This is a genomic window from Streptomyces sp. NPDC085931 (assembly GCF_044540565.1).
In the GTDB taxonomy this organism is placed as follows: domain Bacteria; phylum Actinomycetota; class Actinomycetes; order Streptomycetales; family Streptomycetaceae; genus Streptomyces.
The window spans coordinates 415219-438684 of sequence record NZ_JBITSK010000001.1 but is presented as its reverse complement, the minus strand read 5'-3'; the positions used below and the strand labels follow the sequence as shown (position 1 = coordinate 438684).

Genomic DNA, 23466 nt, shown 5'->3' with positions numbered 1-23466 from the left:
CGCATCCAGTTCATCACGTCCACCTCCCTGGCCACCGGCTGAACCGACCCACCGTCGAGCCGGGGCCGACCTTGGAAAGGGTCACCCTTGACTTCCAGCTCCGCCTCTTCCGTCTCCACCGCGCTCGCTCCCTACGGCTGGGACGACGCCTGGGCGGACGAGTTCGCCCCCTACGCCGCCGAAGGGCTGCTGCCCGGACGCGTCATCCGCGTCGACCGCGGGCAGTGCGACGTCGTCACCGCCGACGGAGTGCTGCGCGCCGACACCGCGTTCGTCACCCCGCACGACCCGCTGCGGGTCGTCTGCACCGGTGACTGGGTCGCCGTCGAACCCGGCGGCAACCCGCGCTACGTCCGCACGTACCTGCCCCGCCGCACCGCGTTCGTCCGCTCCACCTCCTCCAAGCGGTCCGAGGGACAGATCCTCGCGGCCAACGTCGACCACGCCGTCGTCGCCGTGTCCCTCGCCGTCGAGCTCGACCTCGGCCGCATCGAGCGGTTCCTTGCCCTGGCCTGGGAGTCCGGGGCCCAGCCCGTCGTCGTGCTCACCAAGGCCGACCTCGTGCCCGACGCCGTCACCCGCTCCCACCTCGTCCAGGACGTGGAGACCAGCGCGCCCGGCGTGCCGGTGGTGCCCGTCAGCGCACGGGACGGGGACGGACTCGACGTCGTCGCGGCCCTCGTCTGCGGCGGTACGTCCGTCCTGCTGGGCCAGTCCGGCGCGGGCAAGTCCACCCTCGCCAACGCCCTCCTCGGCGAGGACGTCATGGACGTCCAGGCCACCCGGGACGTCGACGGCAAGGGCCGCCACACCACCACCACCCGCAACCTGCTCGCCCTGCCCGGCGGGGGCGTCCTCATCGACACGCCCGGACTGCGGGGCGTGGGCCTGTGGGACGCCGGGACCGGCGTCGGGCAGGTGTTCTCCGAGATCGAGGACCTGGCCGAGCGCTGCCGCTTCCACGACTGCGCCCACGAGGCCGAGCCCGGGTGCGCCGTGCTGGCCGCCGTGGACTCCGGTGACCTGCCGGAGCGGCGGCTGCACAGCTACCGCAAGCTGCTGCGCGAGAACCAGCGCATCGTCGCCAAGACGGACGCCCGCCTGCGGGCGGAGATCCGCAAGGACTGGAAGCGGAAGGGGGCGATCGGCAAGGCGGCGATGGAGGCCAAGCGGGGACCGCAGCGGCGTTCCTGACCGCGCGGACGGCGTACCGCCCCGAACCGGGGCGGGCGTCCGACCGCGGTGTCCGATTTCCGCCAGCGGCACCCCCGGCCGACGGCGCAGACTGGACCCGTGAACGACCAGTGGACGGACGAGGACACCAGGTACGAGGCCGTACGCAGCCGCGACGCCCGTTTCGACGGCGTGTTCTTCTTCGCCGTCGAGACGACCGGCATCTACTGCCGTCCCAGCTGCCCCGCGGTCACCCCGAAGCGGGCCAACGTACGGTTCTTCCCCACCGCCGCCGCCGCGCAGGGCTCGGGATTCCGGGCCTGCCGGCGGTGCCGCCCGGACGCGGTGCCCGGCTCCGCGGAGTGGAACGTCCGCGCGGACGTGGTGGGCCGGGCCGTGCGGCTGATCGCCGACGGCGTCGTGGACCGGGAGGGCGTCGCCGGGCTCGCGGCACGGCTCGGCTACAGCGCACGGCAGGTGCAGCGGCAGCTCACCGCCGAGCTGGGCGCCGGGCCGGTCGCCCTGGCCCGGGCCCAGCGGGCCCACACCGCGCGCCTGCTGGTGCAGACCACCGACCTGCCGATCACCGAGATCGCGTTCGCCTCCGGCTTCGCCAGCGTGCGGCAGTTCAACGACACGATGCGCGCGATCTACGCGTCCACCCCGAGCCGGTTGCGCGCCGCCGCACCGCGAGGCGGCCGTACCCGCCGCACCGCCACCCCCGGCGCCGGAATCCCGCTGCGGCTCGCCCACCGCGGCCCCTACCAGGCCGGACCCCTCTTCGACCTGCTGGAAAGCGAGGCCGTGCCCGGCATCGAGGAGGTGAGCGGCCCACCCGGAGCCCGCACGTACCGGCGCACCCTCCGCCTCCCCTACGGCACCGGCATCGTCGCCGTCGGCGAACGCCCCGGCACCGCCGGCTCCGGCGCCCACCCCGGCGGCTGGCTCGACGCCCGGCTGCACCTCACCGACCCCCGCGACCTGACCACCGCCGTGCAGCGGCTGCGGCGGCTGTTCGACCTGGACGCCGACCCCTACGCCGTCGACGAGCGCCTCGGCGCCGACCCGCGACTGGCGCCCCTGGTCCGCGCCCGCCCCGGCCTGCGCTCGCCCGGCACCGCCGACCCGGACGAACTGGCGGTGCGCGCGCTGGTCGGCCGCGGCGAGGCCGAACGCCTGGTACGCCGCTACGGCAAGGCCCTGGACGCCCCCTGCGGCAGCCTCACCCACCTCTTCCCCGAGCCCGCCGTCCTCGCGGAGGCCGAGCCCGGCGGCGCCCTCGGGGCGCTCACCGCGGCCCTCGCCGACGGGGCCGTGCGCCTCGACCCGGGCGCCGACCGGGACGACGCGCAGGTCGCCCTGCTGGCCCTGCCCGGACTGGACGCCCGTACGGTGGCCGAGATCCGCACCCGTGCCCTCGGCGACCCGGACGCCGCCCCGCCCGGCCTCGACATCCCCGACACGTGGCGCCCCTGGCGCTCGTACGCCCTGAACCACCTGCGCGCAGCAGGGGAGTGGGAGCTTCGATGAACCAGCCGACCCAGCCGACCGAGCCGACCCGGCCGACCCGGCCGACCCGGCCGACCCGGCCGACCCGGCCGACCGAGCCGACCTACTGGACGAGCGTGCCCAGCCCCGTCGGGCCGCTGCTGCTCACCGCCGCCCCGACCGGCGAGCTGACCTCGCTGTCCGTGCCCGGGCAGAAGGGCGGACGCATGGTCCGAGACGACTGGCGGCGGGACCCGGGGCCCTTCCGCGCGGCGCAGGAGCAGCTGGCCGCCTACTTCGCCGGGGAACTGACGGAGTTCCGGCTGGCGTGGCGTGCCGAGGGCACCCCCTTCCGGGAGCGGGTGTGGGCCGCGCTGGACGACATCCCCTACGGCTCGACCGTCAGTTACGGGGAGATCGCCCGGCGGATCGGGGCGCCCCGGGCGGCCGTGCGGGCCGTCGGCGGCGCGATCGGCGCGAATCCGCTGCTCGTGATCCGCCCCTGCCACCGTGTGATCGGGGCCGACGGCACGCTGACCGGCTATGCGGGCGGCCTGGACCGCAAGGTGCGGCTGCTGACGCACGAAGGGGTGCTCCGACCCCCGCCGCGCGACCGCCTCAGCCCCACAGGACCGCGCCCAGCCACGCCGCCGCGATCAGCTGGCAGGTGAACAGCTCGGCCAGGATCCCCAAGCCGCCCGAGCGCATCACGGTGCGCAGGGCGGACACCGCCTCGGCGCGACGGCCCAGCCGGACCCGTTCGAAGAGGTAGACACCGGCCAGGAAGCCGGGGATCGCGCCGAGGACGGGGAGCACGACGAAGCCGACGGTGGAGCCGGCTCCCGCGCAGGCCAGCATGCGGCGGCCGGTGCGGTTCGCCCGCAGCCGCCTCGGCGGCAGCGCCCAGCGCACGGCCTGGGAGACGAGCATCAGGACCGTGGCGGAGACCAGCACCCACCAGGCGACGGGCTGCGGGTCCTTCAGCGCCCACCACAGGACCGCGGCCCACACGAGCAGCGACCCCGGCACCGCGGGTACGAGTACTCCGCACAGGCCGAGCAGGATGACCAGCCCGACCAGCAGGAGGTCCCACACTCCCATCTGACCAGACTGCCGGAACCCGGCGGAAGGCGCAGGTCAGCGGCGTGGCCGCGGGCCAGACCCGCAGGTCAGCCGTCCACGGGCCGCCGGGCGCCGGTATCGCATGGCCGTTCTACGGCTCACTCGGCGCGCCGGGTACGGCGGACCGGCGGGCCGGATTTTTCCACAAGCCCCGTTTTCATCCCGCTCGCGCGGTGGACAATTACCGGCATGAGCCAGCAGGGGGGAAGGCCCACCGGTCACGAGGACGACTGGTGGGGGCAGTTGTACGACGACTCCACCGGCGACACGGGCCCCGCACCGGCCCCCGATTCCCTGGACGACCGCTTCGCGTCGGCGGCGGGGACGGTGGGCGGCCCGGGGGAGACCTCGCCGGCCGGCGCGGAACCGGCGCCGACGGGGCGGTCCGCCGACGCGGAGCCGACGGTTCCGGCGCCCCGGTCCGGAGCGGACGACGCGCCGGGCCCCGCGCGCCCCGCGGCCGGTCCCCCGCAACGGGCCCCGTGGGAACCGCCGCCCGCCCGGGCCGCGGGCCCCGTCACCTTCCCGACGGCAGCCCGCCCCCCGCTCCCCACGCACCGCAACCCGCCCGCGCCACCACGCCCTGCGGGCCCGGAGACCTCGCCCGCCGGGGCCGATGGGCCCGGGTCAGAGGGGGGTGACGTCTCCCGGGCGCCGGGCGAGGACCCGCGGGAAGCCGGTGGTTCCGGATCCTCGCCGGCCGGGAGCCGGTGGGAAGCCGGTGGTTCCGGATCCTCGCCGGCCGGGAGCCCGTGGGGAGCCGCTGGTCCCGGACCCTCGCGTGCCGGGGGCGATGTGCGTCCCGAGGACCCCCGCGAGGCCCGCGACACGGCATTCCCCGCCGCACAACCATCCCCGCCTCCGCCACCCGCCGCGCAGCCGTCCCCACCCCCGCCACCCGCCGCGCAGCCGTCCTCGCCTCCGCCACCCGCCGCCCCGCCACCCGCCGCCCCGCCACCGCCCGCCGCCCCTCCCGGGCCCGGGTCCGCGTCGGCGGCCGGTGGGGGCTCGTCCCCCGGGGTGGCCGGGCGGTCGGGGGACGCCGGTTCTCCGACCGTCGCCGACTGGCTCGCCCCGCCGGCGCCCGCCGACCCGCCGCCCACGCCTCCGGAAGCCGCCGGTCGGCCGGCCGCGTCATGGGGGCCCTCCGCCGGGCCGGAACCCGCGGCCCCGAGCGCCCCCGGCGCCCGGAACGCCCCGGAGGCACCGCCGGCGCCTCCCGTGCCCCCTGCACCGCCCGCGCCAGCCGCACCGCCCGCGGAGTCCGGTGCCGGGCCGTTGCCCCCGCCGCCCGCCGGGTTCGGCGCCGCACCCGGGGAACCCGGTCCGCGCATCGAGCCGCCCGAGTCCGTCCCCCGGGCCCGGGGGCACGTCGGGTCGCGGCCGCCCACCTACGACGCCGAACCCACCGCCCTCCCGCCCGCCGACCCGGACGATCTCGCCGGCCTGGTCGCGGACACCGTGCTGGACGGCGCCCGCTACGGCGTCTGCACCCTGCGCGCCGCGTCCGTGCGCGGGGACTCCGCGCGGTACCGGGGAGAGCCGCGGCGCGACTCCCTGCTCACCGCACGGTTCGGCACCGGCGAGCACGCGCTGCTGCTCGTGGCCATGGCGACCGGGGCCCGGACGGCACCCGGAGCGCACCGGGCCGCCGCCGAGGCCTGCCACTGGATCGGCCGGGCCGTCGGACGCAGCCACGCGCGCCTCGTGGACGACATAAGGGGCGGCCGGCGCGGCGACCTCAAGTCGGGACTGCACCGGCTCACCGACCGCAGCCTGGGCAAACTCCGCGCCAGCGCCTCCGAACAGGGCGTCGGTCCCGAGGAGTACGCGGCCAGCCTGCGTTGCCTGCTGCTGCCCGCCGACCCCGAGTGCCGGACGCGCGTGTTCTTCGGCGTCGGCCCGGGCGGACTGTTCCGGCTGCGGGAGGGGGAGTGGCAGGACATCGAACCGCAGGTCACCGACGTCAGGGGCGAAGCGGTCGTGGGCTACGGATCGCCGCCCTCCGAGACCCCCCAGGGCGACCGGCTCACCATGGACCTGGGCATCCCGACCCCGCCCAGCCCGTACGAACCCGCCCCGGAACCGCCCCGCGAACCCTTCCGCTTCCGCACCTCCGTCGCCCGCCCGGGTGACACGCTCCTGATGTGCAGCGACGGGCTCGCCGAGCCCCTGCGCGGCGAGCCCGAACTCGGCGAGTACCTCGCCGAGCGGTGGTCCCGGCCCGAGCCGCCCGGCCTCGCCGCCTTCCTCGCCGACTCCCAAGTACGGGTCAAGGGTTATGCCGACGACCGTACGGCTGCGGCCGTGTGGGAGGCGTGAGCGCCCGCCCTGTGACTTGATGGAACCCGGAGGGATCCCAGGAGACCGAAGGGGCAGACGAGAACCATGGCCAAACAGAACGTCGCGGAACAGTTCGTCGACATCCTCACCCGCGCCGGAGTGAAACGCCTCTACGGCGTCGTCGGCGACAGTCTCAACCCGATCGTCGACGCCGTCCGCCGCAACTCCGCCATCGACTGGATCCACGTCCGGCACGAGGAGACCGCCGCCTTCGCCGCCAGTGCCGAGGCCCAGGTCACCGGCAATCTCGCCGCCTGCGCCGGCTCCTGCGGCCCCGGCAACCTGCACCTCATCAACGGCCTCTACGACGCCCACCGCTCCATGGCCCCGGTCCTCGCCCTCGCCTCGCACATCCCCTCCAGCGAGATCGGCCTCGGCTACTTCCAGGAGACCCACCCCGACCGGCTGTTCGCCGAGTGCAGCCACTACAGCGAGATGATCTCCAGCCCGCAGCAGATGCCGCGGCTGCTGCAGACCGCCATCCAGAACGCCGTCGGCCGCAGCGGCGTCAGTGTCGTGACGCTGCCCGGTGACATCGCCGACCTGCCCGCCCCGGAGCAGGCCGCGCAGACCGCCCTCGTCACCTCCCGGCCCACGGTCCGCCCCGGCGACGCCGAGATCGAGCGGCTCGTCGAGATGATCGACGAGGCCGGCAAGGTCACCCTCTTCTGCGGCAGCGGCACGGCCGGCGCGCACGCGGAGGTCATGGAGTTCGCCGCGAAGATCAAGTCCCCGGTCGGACACGCCCTGCGCGGCAAGGAGTGGATCCAGTACGACAACCCCTTCGACGTCGGCATGAGCGGACTGCTCGGCTACGGCGCCGCCTACGAGGCCACGCACGAGTGCGACCTGCTGATCCTGCTCGGCACCGACTTCCCGTACAACGCGTTCCTCCCCGACGACGTGAAGATCGTCCAGGTCGACATCCGGCCGGAGCACCTGGGCCGCCGCTCCAAGCTGGACCTCGCGGTGTGGGGCGACGTGCGGGAGACGCTGTGCTGCCTGATCCCGCGGGTGAAGGAGAAGAAGAACCGCCGCTTCCTCGACAAGATGCTGAAGAAGCACGCCGACGCGCTGGAAGGCGTGGTGAAGGCGTACACCCGCAAGGTCGAGAAGCACACGCCCATCCACCCCGAGTACGTGGCGTCCGTGCTCGACGAAGTCGCCGCCGACGACGCCGTGTTCACTGTCGACACCGGCATGTGCAACGTCTGGGCCGCCCGCTACATCTCGCCCAACGGCCGCCGCCGCGTCATCGGTTCGTTCTCCCACGGCTCGATGGCCAACGCCCTGCCCATGGCGATCGGGGCGCAGTTCACCGACCGCAAACGGCAGGTCGTGTCGATGTCCGGCGACGGCGGCTTCTCCATGCTGATGGGCGACTTCCTGACGCTGGTGCAGTACGACCTGCCGGTCAAGGTCGTCCTGTTCAACAACTCTTCGCTCGGCATGGCCGAGTTGGAGATGCTGGTCGCCGGGCTGCCCTCGCACGGCACGGCCAACAAGAACCCCGACTTCGCGGCCGTCGCCCGCGCCTGCGGCGCCTACGGCGTGCGCGTGGAGAAGCCCAAGGACCTCGCCGGGGCCCTGAAGGACGCCTTCAAGCACAAGGGCCCGGCCCTCGTCGACGTCGTCACCGACCCCAACGCGCTGTCCATCCCGCCGAAGATCAAGGCCGAGATGGTGACCGGGTTCGCCCTGTCCGCGTCGAAGATCGTGCTGGACGGCGGGGTCGGCCGGATGCTCCAGATGGCCCGCTCCAACCTGCGCAACGTGCCCCGGCCGTAAGGGCGGTCAGCGGTAGGGCGCCCACGCGCGGGCCGAGGTGTCGTACAGGTAGCGGGGCAGGCCCGCGATGCCACTGGTGCGGAACGGGCGGCCGCCGTCGTCGACGCGGACCGTGCCGCTGCGGCCCTGGGAGGACCAGTCCAGCTCCAGGTACCAGCGGCAGTCGCAGCCCTGCGTCCGTGCGTTGACCAGCAGCACCTCCGGGTCCCGCGCCGAGACCCGGTAGGGCATGCTCACCGCCGGGATCGGCGTACCCGCGTCGTTCCCGGCGACCGCGCGGGCGATGGGGCGGTCCTTGTCCAGGTCCACGTCGAAGGAGCGCGGGGTGAGCGAACCGCCGCAGCCCTGGTCCATGGCGTAGGCGTTGCCCTGGACGGGGTCGGCCCGCCCGACCACGCGCACGCGCAGGGCTTCCAGCACGACGGCCGTGTCGCTCCGCCCCTGCACGGACAGCCGCACCAGCGTCTCACCGCCGTGCACCGCGTTCTCCGACGCCGCCCACGCACCGGCGTCCTGCGGGACCGGGGGCGGCGGGACCTGGTCCGGCGGCCTGGTCACCACGTAGTCGTGACCACAGCCGAGCTTCCACGCCTGGGAGTCGGCGGACCAGGTGAGGGGTGCGGCCGGATCGGAGCCGCTCCTGGGCGGAGCGGTGGTGGGGCCGGAGGGGGCGGGCACGGGCTTGCCCTTCGCCTTCGGCCCGGCGGAGGGCGACGACCGCCCGGGCGTGGGAGAGGTGCTCGGCGTCGGCGAGGCGCCGCGCCGCTCGGGTGCCGGGGACTTCGTCGCCCCGGGGGACACCGGACCGGCCTCACGGGCGCGGTCGCCGGCCTCCGCGCGCCGCCCGTCGGGCAGCGCGGCCAGACTCCCGAGGCCCGCGAGCGCGACGCAGGCGGCGGCCACCCCGACCGCGAGCCGCCTGCGGCGGTACCAGGGACGACGAGCGAGCAGCTCTCCACCGCCCGGTGCCTCACCCAGACGGACAGCCACGCCTGAGTCTTGGCCGGAGCGGGCGCCCGGCGAGCCGCCCGTACCCGGCCCCACGCACGCACCTGGCGCCGCACCCGAGCTCTGCGCCGCGCGCTCGCCCTGCGAGGCACCCGCGTCCCCCGCCGCGCGCTCGTCCTGCGTGCCACCCGCGTCCCGTGCCGCGCGGGCGTCTTGCAGGGCACCCGCGTCCCCCGCCGCGTGCTCGTCCTCCGTGCCGCCCGAGGTCCGAGCTGCGTGCTCGTCTTGCGGGGCGCCCGAGGTCTGAGCTGCGTGTTCATCCTGCGAGGCACCCCCGTCCCGTGCCGCGCCGTCGTCCTGCCCGGTACCCGAGTCGCCCACCGCACCCGTGTGTTGCGGGGCGCCCGGGGCCTGGGGCGCGCTCGTGTTCTGTGTCGTGCCGGCGGCCTGCGCCGCGCGTGGGTCCCGCGGGGGGACCGCGGGGAGCGGCGTGCGCCCCTCCTGCGCCGCGTCCGCGTCTTGCGCCGCGCCCACCCCCTCTGCCATACCGCCCGGGCCATCCGCCACGCCGTCCGTCGCCGTGCCGCGTGGGCGTCGGCGGGCCGCCACCGCGAGGAGCCAGCGGCGGTGGAGGTCCAGGCGTTCGTCGGGCGATGCCCCGCACAGCGCGGCGAACCGCTCCACGGGCGCGAAGTCGAGGGGCACCGCCTCGCCCGCGCAATAGCGGTGCAGCGTCGAGGTGTTCATCGCCAGGCGGCGGGCCAGCGAACCGTAGCTGCGGTCCGTGCGCTCCTTCAGCGCCCGCAGCGACGCCGCGAACTGAGCGACGTCGTCACCGCCCTCCACGCCTTCTACGCCCTCCACGCCGTTCACGTCGCCCCCTGCCGCCACCGTGCCCCCGTCCGTACCTGCGAACCGGCCCGGGACGGCATCCCAGGCACCCATGTACCTGCACGTCAGAGGGGCTGGGATGGTTCCACCCCGCTGGATCGGGCGCCGGCTGTTGCGCCCGCCCGCTGTGACCGCTGATGCTTCTGGTGTCGCCACCGGCCAGGCCCGGCCGACCGACGGGCCGTCACGGCGACCCATCACATCCACGCACCGCTTCACGGGGGGACACCCATGTCCATGCGCATTCGAGCCGCCGCGCTCACCGCCCTCACCACCGCCGCCCTCACGGCCGGCACGGTCCTCACGGCACCGGCCGCCGGCGCCGCGCCGAAGACCACCGCGCCCACGTTCCTGTCCGCGTCCCAGCTCCCGCCGCACCCGTCGTCGTCCTGGACCGCCGGGCCGGTCACCGAGGGCTTCCCGGAGGAACTCGGCTTCTGCGTGAGCACCGAGGGCGTGCCCTCCTACGACTACCGCCACCGCCAGTTCCGGACCGACCTGGACACCGGCGCCGTGCAGCTGACCGTCGTGGCGGACACGCCCGCCCTGGCCAAGGCCCTGGCGAGGCACTACGACGACCTGATCCGCACCTGCGCCGACCGCATCGAGAAGGCCGACCCGGACGTCGAGGCCGAGGGCCGCGACTACGGCAAGCTGCCGGTCGAGGAGGGCGCCCGCGTCCGCGGTCTGCACACCGAGACCTCCTGGGGCGCCAACGACATCTCCCTGATGTCCGTGGGCCGGGACGGCAGGACCGTCACCGTCGTGCGGTGGGCGCAGCTGGGCGACTTCGACGACGCCCCCGTGGCCGCCTTCAAGAAGACGACGACGACCGCCGTCAACAAGCTGTACTGACCGGCCGGCACCGGGAAGGGACCGGGGCCGTCCTCCCGCCACGGGGGTGGGGAGGACGGCCCCGTACCGGTCGGTGCCCCCGGGAAACCGTCGTACTTCGGCCAACTTCACCCGGGCGGCGCGCACCTGGCCCGGACGCGCCGTCGCCCCGCCGGGTACGCACGGATCGGCAGCCGGCTCTCGGCCCATCGTCCGATCTCCGGCGGTCAGGATCCGCGCGGGGCCCGGAACCGGCTACCCTCCTGTCCCCCTGTCCCTCTCCACAGCGGTGCCCGACGGCCCCTCACCCGGGTCCGCGGCGGCCCGTACGTGGCCGAACACCTGGTCGTCGACGACCCGCCATGACTGGCGCGTGCCCGATGGGGCATGGATCCCCGTGAACGTGTTCGAGCAGGAGGGGAACCGACATCGGCACGCGGGCGGGGGTCATGGAGAGGCAGGCACGAGGAGGCGGTCCCACAGCGGTCGGGGCCTTCTCGGCGAAGACGGTGGAGGACGGGACCGACGACGTCACCGAGCAGGCGCCGGCGCCTCAACTGAGGCGCAGACTGGGCAGGTCGGATCTGCGAGCCGTGCCGGAGGCCCGCAGGGCCCTGCGGGAACTGCTCGGGCAGTGGGGAAGGCCGGGCTGTTCGGACCTCTCCGACGTGGCGGAGCTGCTCACCAGCGAGCTCGTCACCAACGCGATCGTGCACACCGATCACGACGCGGTCCTGACGGCCACCGTCGGACCCCGCGGACTGCACGTGGAGGTGCGGGACTTCGTCGCCCGCAGGCCCCGGCCGCGGATGCCGGTCGCCGACGACGGCACCGGCGGCAGGGGCCTGTTCCTGGTGGAGACCCTCGCGGACTCCTGGGGCGTCCGCCCGCACGGCGTGGGCAAGGCCGTCTGGTTCGAGCTGGAGGCCGGGGCGGCGTGACAGCCGAAGGGGCGCGGCCCGCAGGCCACGCCCCCTCGCCGTACCGGTGCGGCTCGGCTAGCCGAACTGCTGCTCCAGGTCCTTGAGCTTGCGCTCCAGGGAGTCCAGTCGCGGCAGCGCCATGGTGTCGTCCTCCGCGGTGAGGTCGACGGTCACGGGGTCAGTCCCTTTGCGGACGGGCTGCAGGGAGGGACGCGAGCGGACGGGCAGTTGCTCCGGCCCGGATATGGCAGGCTCCGCGGTGACCTGCGAGGAGCCGCGCTCCACCTGGACGTCCAGCTGCCGGCCGCCGCCGCGGCCGAGGTGGCCCCGGTGACCGCGGCTGATCGCCTTCAACTGGGCGCGCTCCACGCGCTGCTGGTCGCGGCGCCGCTGCCGCTCGGCGTCCTTCCTGCGCTTGTCCTCGCGCACCTCGTCGACCGCCTCGTCGAGGCTGCGCACACCCTCCAGCAGCATCAGCGACCAGGCCTTGTAGGTCTCCCGGGGGGCCCGCAGCCAGCGCACGATACGGATCTGCGGCAACGGGCGCGGCACCAGGCCCTGTTCGCGCAGGGCGGCCCGGCGGGTCTGCTTCAGCGCGCGGTCGAACAGCACCGCCGCGGAGAGGGACATGCCGGCGAAGAAGTGAGGGGCGCCGTCGTGGCCGACACCCCGGGGCGCGTGCACCCAGTTGAACCAGGCGGCGGCCAGCGCGAACGTCCAGACCAGTATCCGCGAGCCGAGCGCCGCGTCACCGTGGCTGGCCTCGCGCACGGCGAGCACGGAGCAGAACATCGCCGCGCCGTCCAGGCCGAACGGGACGAGGTACTGCCAGCCGCCGGTCAGGCCGAGGTTCTGCTCGCCGAAGCCGACCAGGCCGTGGAAGGAGAGCGCGGCGGCGACGGCCGCGCAGCAGAACAGCAGGACGTAGGAAACGGTGCCGTAGATCGCTTCCTTGCGTCTGCGGCGTTCCTCGCTGCGCTCCCAGGAATCGTCCGCGCTCGTGTCCTTGACCGAGGAGCGCTTGCCGCGCGCGAGCACCGCCACCGCCGCCAGCATGCCCAGGAGAAGCACGGCGCCCGGAAGCAGCCAGTTCAGCGATATGTCGGTCAGTCTCATGTGGGTGGTCCCTTGCATGGGGATAGGGCGTAACGCCCGCCATAGTGGCCCAATCCCACCGGCCCTCAGGGGGTTTCGGGGCAAGAGGCCGCCAAGGAAGTGCAAGGGGATGCCCAGGGCGGCGTTCTGCTCGAACTGCCGCTTGAGGGGCGGGAGTTGAGTTCGAACAAGACTACCCGTACGAGTGGTTCTCCGGAAAGTTCCGGTGACGCGTGAGGGAGTTGTGAAGCGTCTGCGGGCGTGCGGGTGTCCGGTTCCGTGATGATCCTACGGGACGCCGGACGGAGTCGTCGCCCGACGGTGCGTCAACTGGCCGTGGCCAGCAGCTTGCCGACCCGGTCCGCGTCGCAGGTGCGCGGGCAGGTGGCGCAGGTGTCCTCGGGGCGCAGGGTGTAGAACATGCAGCAGCTCGCGCGGTCCCGGGTGCGCAGCGCCTCCCCGCCGGGGCCGGTCAGCTCGCGGAACGCGGCCGTGCCGACGTACGGCTTGGTCGCGCCCGGCAGGAGCAGCTCCAGTTCGCGCATCGCGCGCCGCTCCTCCAGCTCGCCGAACAGCTGCCCGACGTACCACAGGCCCTCGACGATCTCGTCGGTCGCCATGCCCCACAGGGCCCGGCCCCGGCGCCGCATCCGGGGGCCGAAGGCGGTCAGGACCGGCTCCAGGTGCTCGGCGACCGCCGAGCGCACCTCGGCGCGCAGGGCCTCCTCGTCCGCCACGACCCGGGCGCCGGGCAGCGCGGCGGCCTCGTCGCCGGGCAGGCAGGCGAAGTCGCCCGGGCGGACGGCGAGGTGACCGAGGGCGTGGGCGGGGTCGGTGCGGTCGTACGAGACGTGCGTCACGGGGTAGCGGGGGACGCGGCGGTGCAGGAACCACGGCACGGTGATCAGCAGGCAGGCGGGCCAGGCGTAGCGGTGCAGGCCGAAGCTGGCCACGACGTCGGGCCGGGCGGGCCGGTCGTAGTCCCGCTGGATCTGGGCCTCGTCCCAGGCCAGGAAGGCGTCCAGGGCCGGGCCCGCGGCGGCCAGGTCGGCGGCGCCGGCCCAGCCGCCGCCGCGCGGGGTCTCCTGCCCGGGGGCCAGCTCGGTGACGGTGAGTCCCGGCAGGACCTCGGCCAGACGGGCGTAGGCACCGGAGACGGCCGAACGGGTCGCGGGCATGTGATCACCGATCCGTGTCTGTAGACGGTCCCTCGCGGGCGGTCTTGAAGGTAAGCCTTACCTTACCGAAGATCGCCGGGATTTGAACTGGCGCCCGGTGCGCTTATCGTGCTTGACGGACGAGTAACAACCCGTCGTAATGACCCCAAGTACCGATACGTCCGGAGGAGGACCCGTGAAGCAGGGTGCGCAGGGCTCCGCCGGGACGGGCGTCCCGCAGGTCCGCGCGGACGCCGCCGGGCAGACCCGGGTGCCGCGGCAGGCGGGGACCGGGGCCGGGGCGGCGCGCGGGGAGCACACGCACTCCGAGCCGCCCGCGCCCCGGGCGCGGCCGGTCGTGCAGCGGGCCTCGGTGCGCGGACAGATCCTCGACGCGCTGCGCGCCGCCCTGGTGGCCGGGGACCTCCGGCCCGGGGAGGTCTACTCGGCGCCGGTGCTGGGGGAGCGCTTCGGGGTGTCGGCGACGCCGGTGCGCGAGGCGATGCAGCAGCTGGCGCTGGAGGGCGCCGTCGAGGTGGTGCCGAACCGCGGGTTCCGCGTGGTGGAGCGGGGGACGCGGGAGCTGGCCGAACTGGCCGAGGTCCGGGCGCTGATCGAGGTCCCGGTGATGCTGCGGCTGGCCCGGACGGTGCCCGCCGAGCGGTGGGCCGAACTGCGCCCGCTGGCCGAGGCCACGGTCCGCGCGGCGTCCTCCGGCTGCCGGGCGACCTACGCGGAGTCCGACCGGGGCTTCCACCGGGCGGTGCTGTCCCTGTCCGGCAACCGGCAGCTGGTGCGGATCGCGGAGGACCTGCACCGCCGGGCGCAGTGGCCGCTGGTCGGGGGCGGGCCGGGGGCGCGGGGGCGTGCGGACCTGGTCGCGGACGCGCACGAGCACACGGCGCTGCTGGACGCGCTGATCGCACGGGACCTGGAGGTGGTCCGGGCGCTGGTCGGGGAGCACTTCGCGGGCGCCGCGGGTCCCGCGTAGCGCGAAACGCCGGGATGCGCCGCCCGCCCGTGAACCGCACCGACTCCGCACCGCACGGCCGCGCGTCGGCTCAACGCGGGTGCGCACCGGCCGCCGTCGCGTCGCTGACGAGCCGGGTGGTGTGAGCCCGGACGGGCCCGGCCCGGCCCGGCTAGCGCCGGCCCGGGCCGCTGTCAGGCCGTCGCCGCCGGTGGGGCCGGGGTCAGGTGGCGTGCCAGCCACGTCGGCACACCGCCGAGCAGCCGGTGCAGCCGCCGCGCCTCCTCGCGCAGCCGGGACGCCTCCGGCTCCGTCTCCGTGTCCGCGAGGGACACCAACGCCGGTGCCGTGCCCACCAGATAGCCCAGTTCCTCGCGGATCCGCAGGGACTCGGTGAACCCGTGCCGCGCCTCCGCCAGTTCGCCGTCCCGCAGGGCCAGCCCCGCCAGGTGGCGCCAGGTGAAGGAGAGCAGCAGCGGATCGGCGTGGGCCGTGGCGCCCGCGTGGGCGCGCCGGTACGCGGCGCGCGCGGCCTGCGGCGAACGCGTCAGGTTCTCCGCCAGCAGCCCGCGCCGGAAGTCCAGCAGGGCGCGGGCCGGTGCCCCCGGCGGGACCAGCGCCGCCGCGCGGCCCAGCGCGGCCCGGGCCTCGTCGGCCCGGTCCCGGACCGCCAGCAGGGTGGCCGCGTAGGCCAAGTACCCGCGTTCACAAGCGGCCGCGCCGCGTTCGTCGTCGCTGTGCGCCAGGGCCTCGGCCGTGCGCAGCGCGTCCTCGGCCTCCTCCCAGCCCTCCTCGGTGTACAGACACCGTTCGACCAGCAGGGACGCGCGTTGCAGCGCCGCCGCGGGGGTGGCGGGCAGCAGCAGCGCGGCCGCGTCGGCCCAGCACCCGCGGGAGCGCAGCCGCCATACCGCGGTCTGGAGGGGATCGTCACCGGCGGTCGTTCCGTTACCAGACATGGCGGTATGCGCCACGTTGCCCTCCCCGAGCACGCCATCGAGCTGTTGAGTGGTGGCGGCATCTCAGCACGAATCGCGGGGCCGGGCCAAGAGGGTGGGTGAAGGATTTCACAAAGTCGTGGGACTCCGGGGCGCCCGGGGTCCGGGGCGGCGGACCCCCGTGCCTCAGCTCATCCGCAGGGCCAGGAAGAAGTCCAGCTTGTCCTCCAGCCGCGACAGGTCACGGCTCGTCAACTGCTCGATACGGCCGACCCGGTAGCGCAGCGTGTTGACGTGCAGGTGCAGCCGGGTGGCGCAGCGGGTCCAGGAGCCGTCGCAGTCGAGGAAGGCCTCCAGGGTGGGGATCAGCTCGGCGCGGTGACGGCGGTCGTAGTCGCGCAGGGGGTCCAGCAGGCGGGCCGTGAAGGCGCGGCGGACGTCGTCCGGCACGAAGGGGAGCAGCAGGACGTGGGAGGCCAGCTCCTGGTGGCCGGCCGCGCAGACCCGGCCCGGGCGGGCCGCGGCGACCCGCCGGGCGTGGCGGGCCTCCTCCAGGGCGCCGCGCAGCCCCTCCGCCGAGTGCACGGCGGCGCTGACGCCGAGGGTGAGGCGGCCGTCGTCCTCCAGGCCGGCCGCGAGCGGGGACCGCACCGACTCCAGCAGGGCGTCCGCGAGGACGCCGGCCTCCGAGCCGTCGTGCTCCGCGGACACGGCCGGCAGCGGGACCAGGGCGATGGCCTCGTCGCCGGTGTGCGCGACCGCGATGCGGTCGGAGTGCTCCGGGCCGGGCGACCGGGGGTCGACCAGGATCTCCTCCAGCAGGGCCTGCGCGACGGGGCCCGTCTCGGTCTCGGCGCCGTCCCAGTCGACGCGGGCCACCACGACCTGCCAGTGCGGCGCGGCGCCCAGGCCGGGCAGCAGCACGGGAGCGGCCACGCGCAGCCGGGCGGCGATCTCGGCGGGGGCCGCGCCCGCCTGGACCAGTTCCAGGACCTCCTGGGCGAGACGGCGGCGGACCGTGCGGGCCGCGTCCCGGCGGTCCCGCTCGACCGCGATCAGCTGCGTCACGCCGTGCAGCAGGTCCAGGCGCTCCTCCGCCCAGTCCCCGGCGTCCGCCTCGACCGCGAGCAGCCAGTCGGACAGCACGGTCTCCCGGACGTCCCGGGCGCCCGGCCCGGAGCGGCCCGCCGAGCGGATCGGGAACAGCGAATAGGTGGTGGAGCCCAGGATGACCCGGTGGGGGCCGCGGCGGCCGGTGCGGGTGGCGGACAGGTGCTCCGCCGCGAGACGGGCACAGGTCTCGGCGGGCAGGGCCGGGGCGGCTGTCTTCGAGCCCGCGGCCTTCGAACCGGCGATGAGACGGCCGGTGGGGGAGAGCACCCAGGCCCGCAGGTCGAGGTCCGAGCCGAGCAGGTCCAGCACGACGTCCGGGCCGCCGCCCGCCGGGCCCGAGGTCATCATCCGGCGGTGCCGGTCGACCACCGCGGCGAGGTCGCCGGCCCGCTCGCCGGAGACCTGCCGCACGACGTGCTCGGTGATCGTGGCGAAGGCCACCGACTCGTGCACCGCGAAGAGCGGCAGGCGGTGCCGGGCGCAGGCCGCGACCAGGTCCTCCGGCACATCGCCCAGCTCGGCCTCGCCCGCGGCCAGGGCCGCCACCCCGGCCTGCACCAGGATCCGCACGAACGGCTCCGAGTCCGCGGCGTCCCGGCGCCAGGCCAGGCCGGTGAGGACCAGCTCGCCGCCCGAGAGGTAGCGGCTCGGGTCGCGCAGGTCGGTGGTCATCACGCCGCGCACGGCGCGGTCCAGCTCGTCCTCGCCGCCGAGCAGCCTGAGGCCCAGCGCGTCCGTGTCCAGCAGTGCGCGCAGCCGCATTCTCGTCGCCGCCGTTCTTTGTCTAGAAATCTATGGTCGATCGTGAAGAGGTCGGAGGGAACGCCTGTTCGTCGGGCTGATGAGCGGCGCTCGCCGCCGCCGAACCGTGTCCCGGCTGTGTCCCAGGTCACGCGGCCGTGTCGCGTGTTTCCACAGGAGAACGAGGAGGTTTCCGCGGGCCTCCGTTCATACGAATCTACAAGATGCCTCTCCTGGCCAGCCAACTCCTTCATGGTTTCCGTGACTGACCCCGTCGGAGTACGGCGCTGTGTACTGAGGCCACGACGCGTTGACAGCACAGGAACGAGCCGGGACCGCCGCACACGGATTGGCTCAATCTGAACGCCCCACGAGAAGACGAAGAAGAGAGCCGGTCATGGACTTCCTTCGCCCCGCCAGCTGGGAGGAGGCGCTCGCCGCGAAAGCCGAGCACCCCACCGCTGTGCCGATTGCGGGCGGCACCGACGTGATGGTCGAGATCAACTTCGACCACCGCAGGCCCGAGTACCTCATGGACCTGAACCGCATCGGCGACCTCTCCGAGTGGGAGGTCGGCGAGGAGAGCGTGCGGCTCGGTGCCTCCGTGCCGTACACGAAGATCATGGAGAACCTCCGCGCCGAGCTGCCCGGTCTCGCCCTCGCCTCGCACACGGTCGCCTCCCCGCAGATCCGCAACCGCGGCGGCGTCGGCGGCAACCTCGGCACCGCCTCCCCGGCCGGCGACGCCCACCCCGCCCTGCTCGCCGCGGGCGCCGAGGTGGAGGTCGAGTCGGTGCGCGGTGCGCGCCGGATCCCCATCGACGCGTTCTACCAAGGCGTCAAGCGCAACGCGCTCGAGCCCGACGAGCTGATCCGCGCCGTGCACATCAGGAAGGCCGACGGGCCCCAGCAGTTCTCCAAGGTGGGCACCCGCAACGCCATGGTCATCGCCGTGTGCGCCTTCGGCCTGGCGCTGCACCCCGAGACCCGCACCGTGCGCACCGGCATCGGCTCCGCCGCCCCGACGCCCGTACGGGCCGAGGCGGCCGAGGAGTTCCTGAACGCCGCGCTGGAGGAGGGCGGCTTCTGGGACAACGGCAAGATCATCACCCCGTCGGTCGCCAAGCAGTTCGCGGACCTGTGCTCCGCCGCCTGCAACCCGATCGACGACGTCCGGGGCACCGCGAGCTACCGCCGCCACGCGGTCGGCGTCATGGCCCGCCGCACGCTGACCTGGACCTGGGAGTCCTACCGCGGCGCCCGCCGCGCTTCGGAGGGAGCTGCGTAATGCGCGTCAACTTCACGGTCAACGGCCGTCCGCAGGAAGCCGACGACGTGTGGGAGGGCGAGTCCCTGCTGTACGTGCTCCGGGAGCGGCTCGGACTGCCCGGCTCCAAGAACGCCTGCGAGCAGGGCGAGTGCGGCTCGTGCACGGTCCGCCTGGACGGCGTACCGGTGTGCTCGTGCCTGGTCGCCGCCGGGCAGGCGGAGGGCCGCGAGGTCGTCACCGTCGAGGGCCTCGCCGAGTACGCCAGGCGGCGCGCCGAGGGCGGCTGCGCCTCCGGGGCGTGCGGCACCTCGCTGCAGGACGCCCAGGGGTGGCAGGCCAGGGGCGCCGACTCGCAGACCGGCGAGGGCACCGAACTCTCCCCGGTGCAGCAGGCGTTCATCGACGCCGGCGCCGTCCAGTGCGGCTTCTGCACGCCCGGTCTGCTGGTCGCCGCCGACGAGATGCTGGAGCGCAACCCGAACCCGACCGACGCGGACATCCGCGAGGCCCTCTCGGGCAACCTGTGCCGCTGCACCGGCTACGAGAAGATCATGGACGCGGTCCGCCTGGCGGCCGCCCGGCAGTCAGAGGCGGTCTGATCGTGTCTTCCCCCAGCGGAACCCCCACCAAGATCACCCAGGGCTCGCACACCAAGGGCGGCATCGGCGAGTCCACGCTCCGCCCGGACGGCACCCTCAAGGTCACCGGCGAGTTCGCGTACTCCTCCGACATGTGGCACGAGGACATGCTGTGGGGCCAGATCCTGCGCTCCACCGTGGCCCACGCCGAGATCGTCTCCATCGACACCGCCGAGGCGCTCGCGACGCCGGGCGTCTACGCCGTGCTGACGTACGACGACCTGCCCACCGACGTGAGGAACTACGGCCTGGAGATCCAGGACACCCCCGTCCTCGCCCACGGCAAGGTCCGCCACCACGGCGAGCCGGTCGCCCTCGTCGCCGCCGACCACCCGGAGACCGCGCGCCGCGCCGCGGCGAAGATCAAGGTGGAGTACCGGGAGCTGCCCGTCGTCACCGACGAGGCCTCCGCCACCGCCCCGGACGCGGTCCTCGTCCACGAGCACCGCGACGACCACCACAGCGGTCACGTCCCGCACCCGAACATCGTGCACCGCCAGCCGATCGTGCGCGGGAACGTCGCCGAGGCCCGCGGGCGGGCCGATGTGATCGTCGAGGGCGAGTACACCTTCGGCATGCAGGACCAGGCCTTCCTCGGCCCCGAGTCCGGCCTCGCCGTGCCGGAGGAGGACGGCGGCGTCCACCTCTACATCGCCACCCAGTGGCTGCACAGCGACCTGCGCCAGATCGCCCCCGTGCTCGGCCTGCCCGAGGACAAGGTGCGCATGACGCTGTCCGGCGTCGGCGGCGCGTTCGGCGGCCGCGAGGACCTGTCGATGCAGATCCACGCCTGCCTGCTGGCGCTGCGCACCGGCAAGCCCGTCAAGATCGTCTACAACCGGTTCGAGTCCTTCTTCGGGCACGTCCACCGCCACCCCGCGAAGCTGTACTACGAGCACGGGGCCACCAGGGACGGCAAGCTCACGCACATGAAGTGCCGGATCGTCCTGGACGGCGGCGCCTACGCCTCCGCCTCCCCGGCGGTCGTCGGCAACGCCTCCTCCCTGTCCGCCGGCCCCTATGTCATCGACCACGTGGACATCGAGGCCATCGCCCTCTACACCAACAACCCGCCCTGCGGCGCCATGCGCGGCTTCGGCGCGGTCCAGGCGTGCTTCGCCTACGAGGCGCAGATGGACAAGCTCGCCGCGAAACTCGGCATGGACCCGGTGGAGTTCCGCCGGCTCAACGCCATGGAGCAGGGCACGCTGATGCCCACCGGCCAGCCCGTCGACTCCCCGGCCCCCGTCGCCGAACTGCTGCGCCGCGTCAAGGCGATGCCGATGCCGCCGGAGCGGCAGTGGGAGTCCAGCGAGGGCGCCGATGTACGGCAGCTGCCGGGCGGTCTGTCCAACACCACGCACGGCGAGGGCGTCGTCCGCGGGGTCGGCTACGCCGTCGGCATCAAGAACGTCGGCTTCTCGGAGGGCTTCGACGACTACTCCACCGCCAGGGTCCGCATGGAGGTCGTCGGCGGCGAACCCGTCGCCACCGTCCACACGGCCATGGCGGAGGTCGGGCAGGGCGGGGTCACCGTCCACGCCCAGATCGCCCGCACCGAGCTGGGCGTCACACAGGTGACCATCCACCCGGCCGACACCCGCGTCGGCAGCGCCGGTTCGACGTCGGCCTCACGGCAGACGTACGTCACCGGCGGCGCGGTGAAGAACGCCTGCGAACTCGTCCGCGAGAAGGTCCTGGAGATCGGCCGCCGCAGGTTCGGCTCCTTTCATCCGGCCTGGGCGACGGCCGAACTGCTCCTGGAGGGCGGCAAGGTCGTCACCGACGGCGGCGAGGTCCTCGCCGACCTGGCCGACGTCCTGGAGGGCGAGGTCGTGGAGGTCGAGGAGGAGTGGCGGCACCGGCCGACCGAGCCCTTCGACCTGCGCACCGGCCAGGGCAACGGGCACGTGCAGTACTCCTTCGCCGCCCACCGCGCCGTCGTCGAGGTCGACACCGAGCTGGGCCTGGTCAAGGTGATCGAGCTGGCCTGCGCCCAGGACGTCGGCAAGGCCCTCAACCCGCTGTCCGTGATCGGCCAGATCCAGGGCGGCACGACCCAGGGCCTGGGCGTCGCGGTCATGGAGGAGATCATCGTCGACCCGAAGACGGCGAAGGTCAAGAACCCCTCCTTCACCGACTATCTGATCCCCACCATCCTCGACACGCCGACCATCCCCGTCGACGTGCTCGAACTCGCCGACCAGCACGCCCCGTACGGGCTGCGCGGCGTCGGCGAGGCACCCACCCTGTCGTCCACCCCGGCCGTGCTCGCGGCGATCCGCGCGGCGACCGGGCTGGAGCTGAACAGGACGCCGGTCCGCCCCGAGCACCTGACCGGCACCGCGTGAAGAGCTCTCCGGGCGGCGCACCGGAACGTCACACGTCCGCGCCGCCCGGAGGACCGGGGGACCGCACCGCTCGCGGCCCTTCGGGAACCGACTGATCGTTCGTCTCGGGCCGTCCCCCGGGTCGTGCGGCCGAAGCACCTTCCCAAATCCCGCACGTCGCTTCCGACGAGCCGCGGGTGCCCCTGTGAACCTTGGGAGTAGGCCCACATGACCCAGCAGTCAGTAGAGCCGAGGACCACAGCCGACGACGCGGGCGAAGGCACCCGCGTCCCGGCCGGCAGGTCCTGGCTCGACCGGTACTTCCACATATCCCACCGAGGGTCCACCGTCGCCCGCGAAGTGCGCGGCGGCGTCACGACCTTCATGGCGATGGCGTACATCCTCCTGCTCAACCCCCTGATCCTGTCCGGCAAGGACGCGGCCGGGAACACGCTCGCCCAGCAGGGCCTGATCACCGCGACCGCGTTCGCGGCGGCCCTGACCACCCTGCTGATGGGCTTCGTAGGCAAGGTGCCGCTCGCCCTCGCCGCGGGCCTGTCCGTCTCCGGGGTCCTCGCCTCCCAGGTCGCGCCCGAGATGACCTGGCCGCAGGCGATGGGCATGTGCGTGATGTACGGCGTCGTCATCATGCTGCTGGTCGTCACCGGCCTGCGCGAGATGATCATGAACGCGATCCCGCTCGCGCTCAAGCACGGCATCACCATGGGCATCGGCCTGTTCATCGCCCTCATCGGCTTCTACAAGTCCGGCTTCGTGCACCAGGGCGAGGCCACCCCCGTCACGCTCGGCCCGGCGGGCGAACTCGCCGGCTGGCCGGTCCTGCTCTTCGCCGGCACCCTGCTGCTGATCTTCATGCTGCAGGCCCGGAACGTCCCGGGCGCCATCCTGATCGGCATCGTCGGCGGCACGGTCGTCGCCGCGGTGCTCAACGCCGCCGGTGTCATCGACCCCAGGCAGTGGGCGGGCGGCGCCCCCGAACTGCACGGCAGCGCCGTGTCCATGCCGGACTTCTCGCTCTTCGGCGACGTCGAGTTCGGCGGCTGGGGCGAGGTCGGCGCGATGACCGTCGGGATGATCGTCTTCACGCTGGTGCTGGCCGGGTTCTTCGACGCGATGGCCACCATCATCGGCGTCGGCACCGAGGCGAAACTCGCCGACGCCAAGGGCCGGATGCCGGGCCTGTCCAAGGCCCTGTTCATCGACGGGGCCGGCGGCGCGATCGGCGGGGTGTCGGGCGGCTCCGGCCAGACGGTGTTCATCGAGTCCGCCACCGGGGTCGGCGAGGGCGCCCGCACGGGACTCGCCTCGGTCGTCACCGGCGCGTTCTTCGCGGCCTGCCTGTTCTTCACCCCGCTCACCGCGATCGTGCCGCAGGAGGTCGCCTCCGCCGCCCTCGTCGTCATCGGCGCGATGATGCTGATGAACGCCCGGCACGTGGACTGGGCGGACCGCGCCACCGCCGTCCCGGTGTTCCTGACGGTCGTGCTGATGCCCTTCACGTACACCATCACCACCGGTGTCGCCGCGGGCGTCATCTCCTACGTCGCCATCAAGACCGCCCAGGGCAAGTGGCGTGAGATCGGCGCCTTCATGTGGATCCTCACGGCGGTGTTCCTCGCGTACTTCGCCCTCAACCCGATCGAGAGCTGGCTCGGCGTCCACTGACGCCCCGCCGCGACCTCA

Annotated in this window: 18 protein-coding genes; 12 read left to right on the top strand and 6 right to left on the bottom strand. The window is 74.1% G+C overall.

From position 1 onward, the window contains the following. Nucleotides 1–87 precede the first annotated feature (87 nt). The 3 genes from rsgA to ACIGAN_RS01830 all read left to right on the top strand — a co-directional run bounded on the left by rsgA (nt 88) and on the right by ACIGAN_RS01830 (nt 3332). Nucleotides 88–1194, top strand: a complete 1107-nt coding sequence (gene rsgA / locus ACIGAN_RS01840; RefSeq protein WP_399854439.1) for a ribosome small subunit-dependent GTPase A — start codon at nt 88–90, stop codon at nt 1192–1194. A gap of 99 nt (nt 1195–1293) precedes the next feature. Next, nucleotides 1294–2703, top strand: a complete 1410-nt coding sequence (locus tag ACIGAN_RS01835; RefSeq protein WP_399854438.1) for a DNA-3-methyladenine glycosylase 2 family protein — start codon at nt 1294–1296, stop codon at nt 2701–2703. Then, on the top strand, nt 2700–3332 hold the full coding sequence (locus tag ACIGAN_RS01830) for a methylated-DNA--[protein]-cysteine S-methyltransferase (protein WP_399854437.1): 633 nt from the start codon (nt 2700–2702) through the stop codon (nt 3330–3332). Before ACIGAN_RS01835 ends, ACIGAN_RS01830 begins: the two co-directional genes overlap by 4 nt. Here the strand turns inward: ACIGAN_RS01830 and ACIGAN_RS01825 are convergent. After that, nucleotides 3280–3762, bottom strand: coding sequence for a DUF456 domain-containing protein (locus ACIGAN_RS01825; RefSeq protein ID WP_399854436.1), 483 nt, complete (start codon nt 3760–3762; stop codon nt 3280–3282). The two genes, ACIGAN_RS01830 and ACIGAN_RS01825, sit on opposite strands and share 53 nt — an antisense overlap. Before the next feature lie 1299 nt (nt 3763–5061). Between ACIGAN_RS01825 and ACIGAN_RS01820 the strand changes: the two genes are divergently transcribed. Together ACIGAN_RS01820 and ACIGAN_RS01815 are read left to right on the top strand one after the other, a co-directional pair. Next, nucleotides 5062–6105, top strand: a complete 1044-nt coding sequence (locus ACIGAN_RS01820) for a protein phosphatase 2C domain-containing protein (RefSeq protein ID WP_399854435.1) — start codon at nt 5062–5064, stop codon at nt 6103–6105. Nucleotides 6106–6171: 66 nt separating this feature from the next. Beyond that, complete coding sequence (locus tag ACIGAN_RS01815) at nt 6172–7914, top strand: pyruvate dehydrogenase (RefSeq protein WP_399854434.1); 1743 nt, start codon at nt 6172–6174, stop codon at nt 7912–7914. 6 nt (nt 7915–7920) lie between these two features. Here the strand turns inward: ACIGAN_RS01815 and ACIGAN_RS01810 are convergent, their stop codons facing one another. Beyond that, nucleotides 7921–9735 (bottom strand): helix-turn-helix transcriptional regulator, encoded by a 1815-nt coding sequence (locus ACIGAN_RS01810; protein ID WP_399854433.1) that lies wholly within the window; start codon nt 9733–9735, stop codon nt 7921–7923. 249 nt (nt 9736–9984) lie between these two features. Here ACIGAN_RS01810 and ACIGAN_RS01805 point away from each other — a divergent pair, with 249 nt between their 5' ends. Both ACIGAN_RS01805 and ACIGAN_RS01800 read left to right on the top strand, forming a co-directional pair. After that, a complete protein-coding gene (locus ACIGAN_RS01805; protein ID WP_365088095.1) occupies nt 9985–10608 on the top strand; it encodes a hypothetical protein in 624 nt (207 codons plus the stop codon). A gap of 428 nt (nt 10609–11036) precedes the next feature. Beyond that, nucleotides 11037–11528 (top strand): ATP-binding protein, encoded by a 492-nt coding sequence (locus ACIGAN_RS01800; RefSeq protein ID WP_365088094.1) that lies wholly within the window; start codon nt 11037–11039, stop codon nt 11526–11528. Nucleotides 11529–11585: 57 nt separating this feature from the next. Here the strand turns inward: ACIGAN_RS01800 and ACIGAN_RS01795 are convergent, their stop codons facing one another. Together ACIGAN_RS01795 and ACIGAN_RS01790 are read right to left on the bottom strand one after the other, a co-directional pair. Continuing rightward, nucleotides 11586–12626 carry a DUF2637 domain-containing protein gene (locus ACIGAN_RS01795; protein WP_365088093.1) on the bottom strand — a complete coding sequence of 347 codons (1041 nt, stop codon included), beginning with the start codon at nt 12624–12626 and terminating at the stop codon, nt 11586–11588. A gap of 305 nt (nt 12627–12931) precedes the next feature. Next, nucleotides 12932–13783 carry a (2Fe-2S)-binding protein gene (locus tag ACIGAN_RS01790; RefSeq protein ID WP_365738356.1) on the bottom strand — a complete coding sequence of 284 codons (852 nt, stop codon included), beginning with the start codon at nt 13781–13783 and terminating at the stop codon, nt 12932–12934. Nucleotides 13784–13958: 175 nt separating this feature from the next. On the opposite strand from ACIGAN_RS01790, the gene ACIGAN_RS01785 reads away from it, so the two are divergent. Beyond that, the gene (locus tag ACIGAN_RS01785; RefSeq protein WP_399854432.1) at nt 13959–14753 is read left to right on the top strand and encodes a GntR family transcriptional regulator; all 795 of its coding nucleotides are present in this window, start codon (nt 13959–13961) and stop codon (nt 14751–14753) included. Nucleotides 14754–14926: 173 nt separating this feature from the next. On the opposite strand, the gene ACIGAN_RS01780 is transcribed toward ACIGAN_RS01785, so the two are convergent. Both ACIGAN_RS01780 and ACIGAN_RS01775 read right to left on the bottom strand, forming a co-directional pair. Next, nucleotides 14927–15691 carry a hypothetical protein gene (locus ACIGAN_RS01780; RefSeq protein WP_365088090.1) on the bottom strand — a complete coding sequence of 255 codons (765 nt, stop codon included), beginning with the start codon at nt 15689–15691 and terminating at the stop codon, nt 14927–14929. A gap of 165 nt (nt 15692–15856) precedes the next feature. Continuing rightward, nucleotides 15857–17545, bottom strand: coding sequence for a PucR family transcriptional regulator (locus ACIGAN_RS01775; RefSeq protein WP_365088089.1), 1689 nt, complete (start codon nt 17543–17545; stop codon nt 15857–15859). A 376-nt stretch (nt 17546–17921) separates the two neighbouring features. Here ACIGAN_RS01775 and ACIGAN_RS01770 point away from each other — a divergent pair, with 376 nt between their 5' ends. The 4 genes from ACIGAN_RS01770 to ACIGAN_RS01755 all read left to right on the top strand — a co-directional run bounded on the left by ACIGAN_RS01770 (nt 17922) and on the right by ACIGAN_RS01755 (nt 23448). Further along, complete coding sequence (locus ACIGAN_RS01770) at nt 17922–18812, top strand: FAD binding domain-containing protein (RefSeq protein WP_365088088.1); 891 nt, start codon at nt 17922–17924, stop codon at nt 18810–18812. Continuing rightward, on the top strand, nt 18812–19393 hold the full coding sequence (locus ACIGAN_RS01765) for a (2Fe-2S)-binding protein (protein ID WP_399854431.1): 582 nt from the start codon (nt 18812–18814) through the stop codon (nt 19391–19393). Before ACIGAN_RS01770 ends, ACIGAN_RS01765 begins: the two co-directional genes overlap by 1 nt. 2 nt (nt 19394–19395) lie before the next feature. After that, on the top strand, nt 19396–21783 hold the full coding sequence (locus ACIGAN_RS01760; protein ID WP_399854430.1) for a xanthine dehydrogenase family protein molybdopterin-binding subunit: 2388 nt from the start codon (nt 19396–19398) through the stop codon (nt 21781–21783). Between the two features lie 207 nt (nt 21784–21990). After that, nucleotides 21991–23448 (top strand): NCS2 family permease, encoded by a 1458-nt coding sequence (locus tag ACIGAN_RS01755; RefSeq protein WP_399854429.1) that lies wholly within the window; start codon nt 21991–21993, stop codon nt 23446–23448. Nucleotides 23449–23466 lie beyond the last annotated feature (18 nt).

Coding starts and splice junctions, on each gene's coding strand:
- ACIGAN_RS01815 (WP_399854434.1), top strand. CDS start 6,172: ATGGCCAAACAGAACGTCGCGGAACAGTTCGTCGACATCCTCACCCGC.
- ACIGAN_RS01830 (WP_399854437.1), top strand. CDS start 2,700: ATGAACCAGCCGACCCAGCCGACCGAGCCGACCCGGCCGACCCGGCCG.
- ACIGAN_RS01780 (WP_365088090.1), bottom strand. CDS start 15,691: ATGTCTGGTAACGGAACGACCGCCGGTGACGATCCCCTCCAGACCGCG.
- ACIGAN_RS01825 (WP_399854436.1), bottom strand. CDS start 3,762: ATGGGAGTGTGGGACCTCCTGCTGGTCGGGCTGGTCATCCTGCTCGGC.
- ACIGAN_RS01790 (WP_365738356.1), bottom strand. CDS start 13,783: ATGCCCGCGACCCGTTCGGCCGTCTCCGGTGCCTACGCCCGTCTGGCC.
- ACIGAN_RS01795 (WP_365088093.1), bottom strand. CDS start 12,626: ATGAGACTGACCGACATATCGCTGAACTGGCTGCTTCCGGGCGCCGTG.
- ACIGAN_RS01765 (WP_399854431.1), top strand. CDS start 18,812: ATGCGCGTCAACTTCACGGTCAACGGCCGTCCGCAGGAAGCCGACGAC.
- ACIGAN_RS01805 (WP_365088095.1), top strand. CDS start 9,985: ATGTCCATGCGCATTCGAGCCGCCGCGCTCACCGCCCTCACCACCGCC.
- ACIGAN_RS01755 (WP_399854429.1), top strand. CDS start 21,991: ATGACCCAGCAGTCAGTAGAGCCGAGGACCACAGCCGACGACGCGGGC.
- ACIGAN_RS01800 (WP_365088094.1), top strand. CDS start 11,037: ATGGAGAGGCAGGCACGAGGAGGCGGTCCCACAGCGGTCGGGGCCTTC.
- ACIGAN_RS01770 (WP_365088088.1), top strand. CDS start 17,922: ATGGACTTCCTTCGCCCCGCCAGCTGGGAGGAGGCGCTCGCCGCGAAA.
- ACIGAN_RS01775 (WP_365088089.1), bottom strand. CDS start 17,545: ATGCGGCTGCGCGCACTGCTGGACACGGACGCGCTGGGCCTCAGGCTG.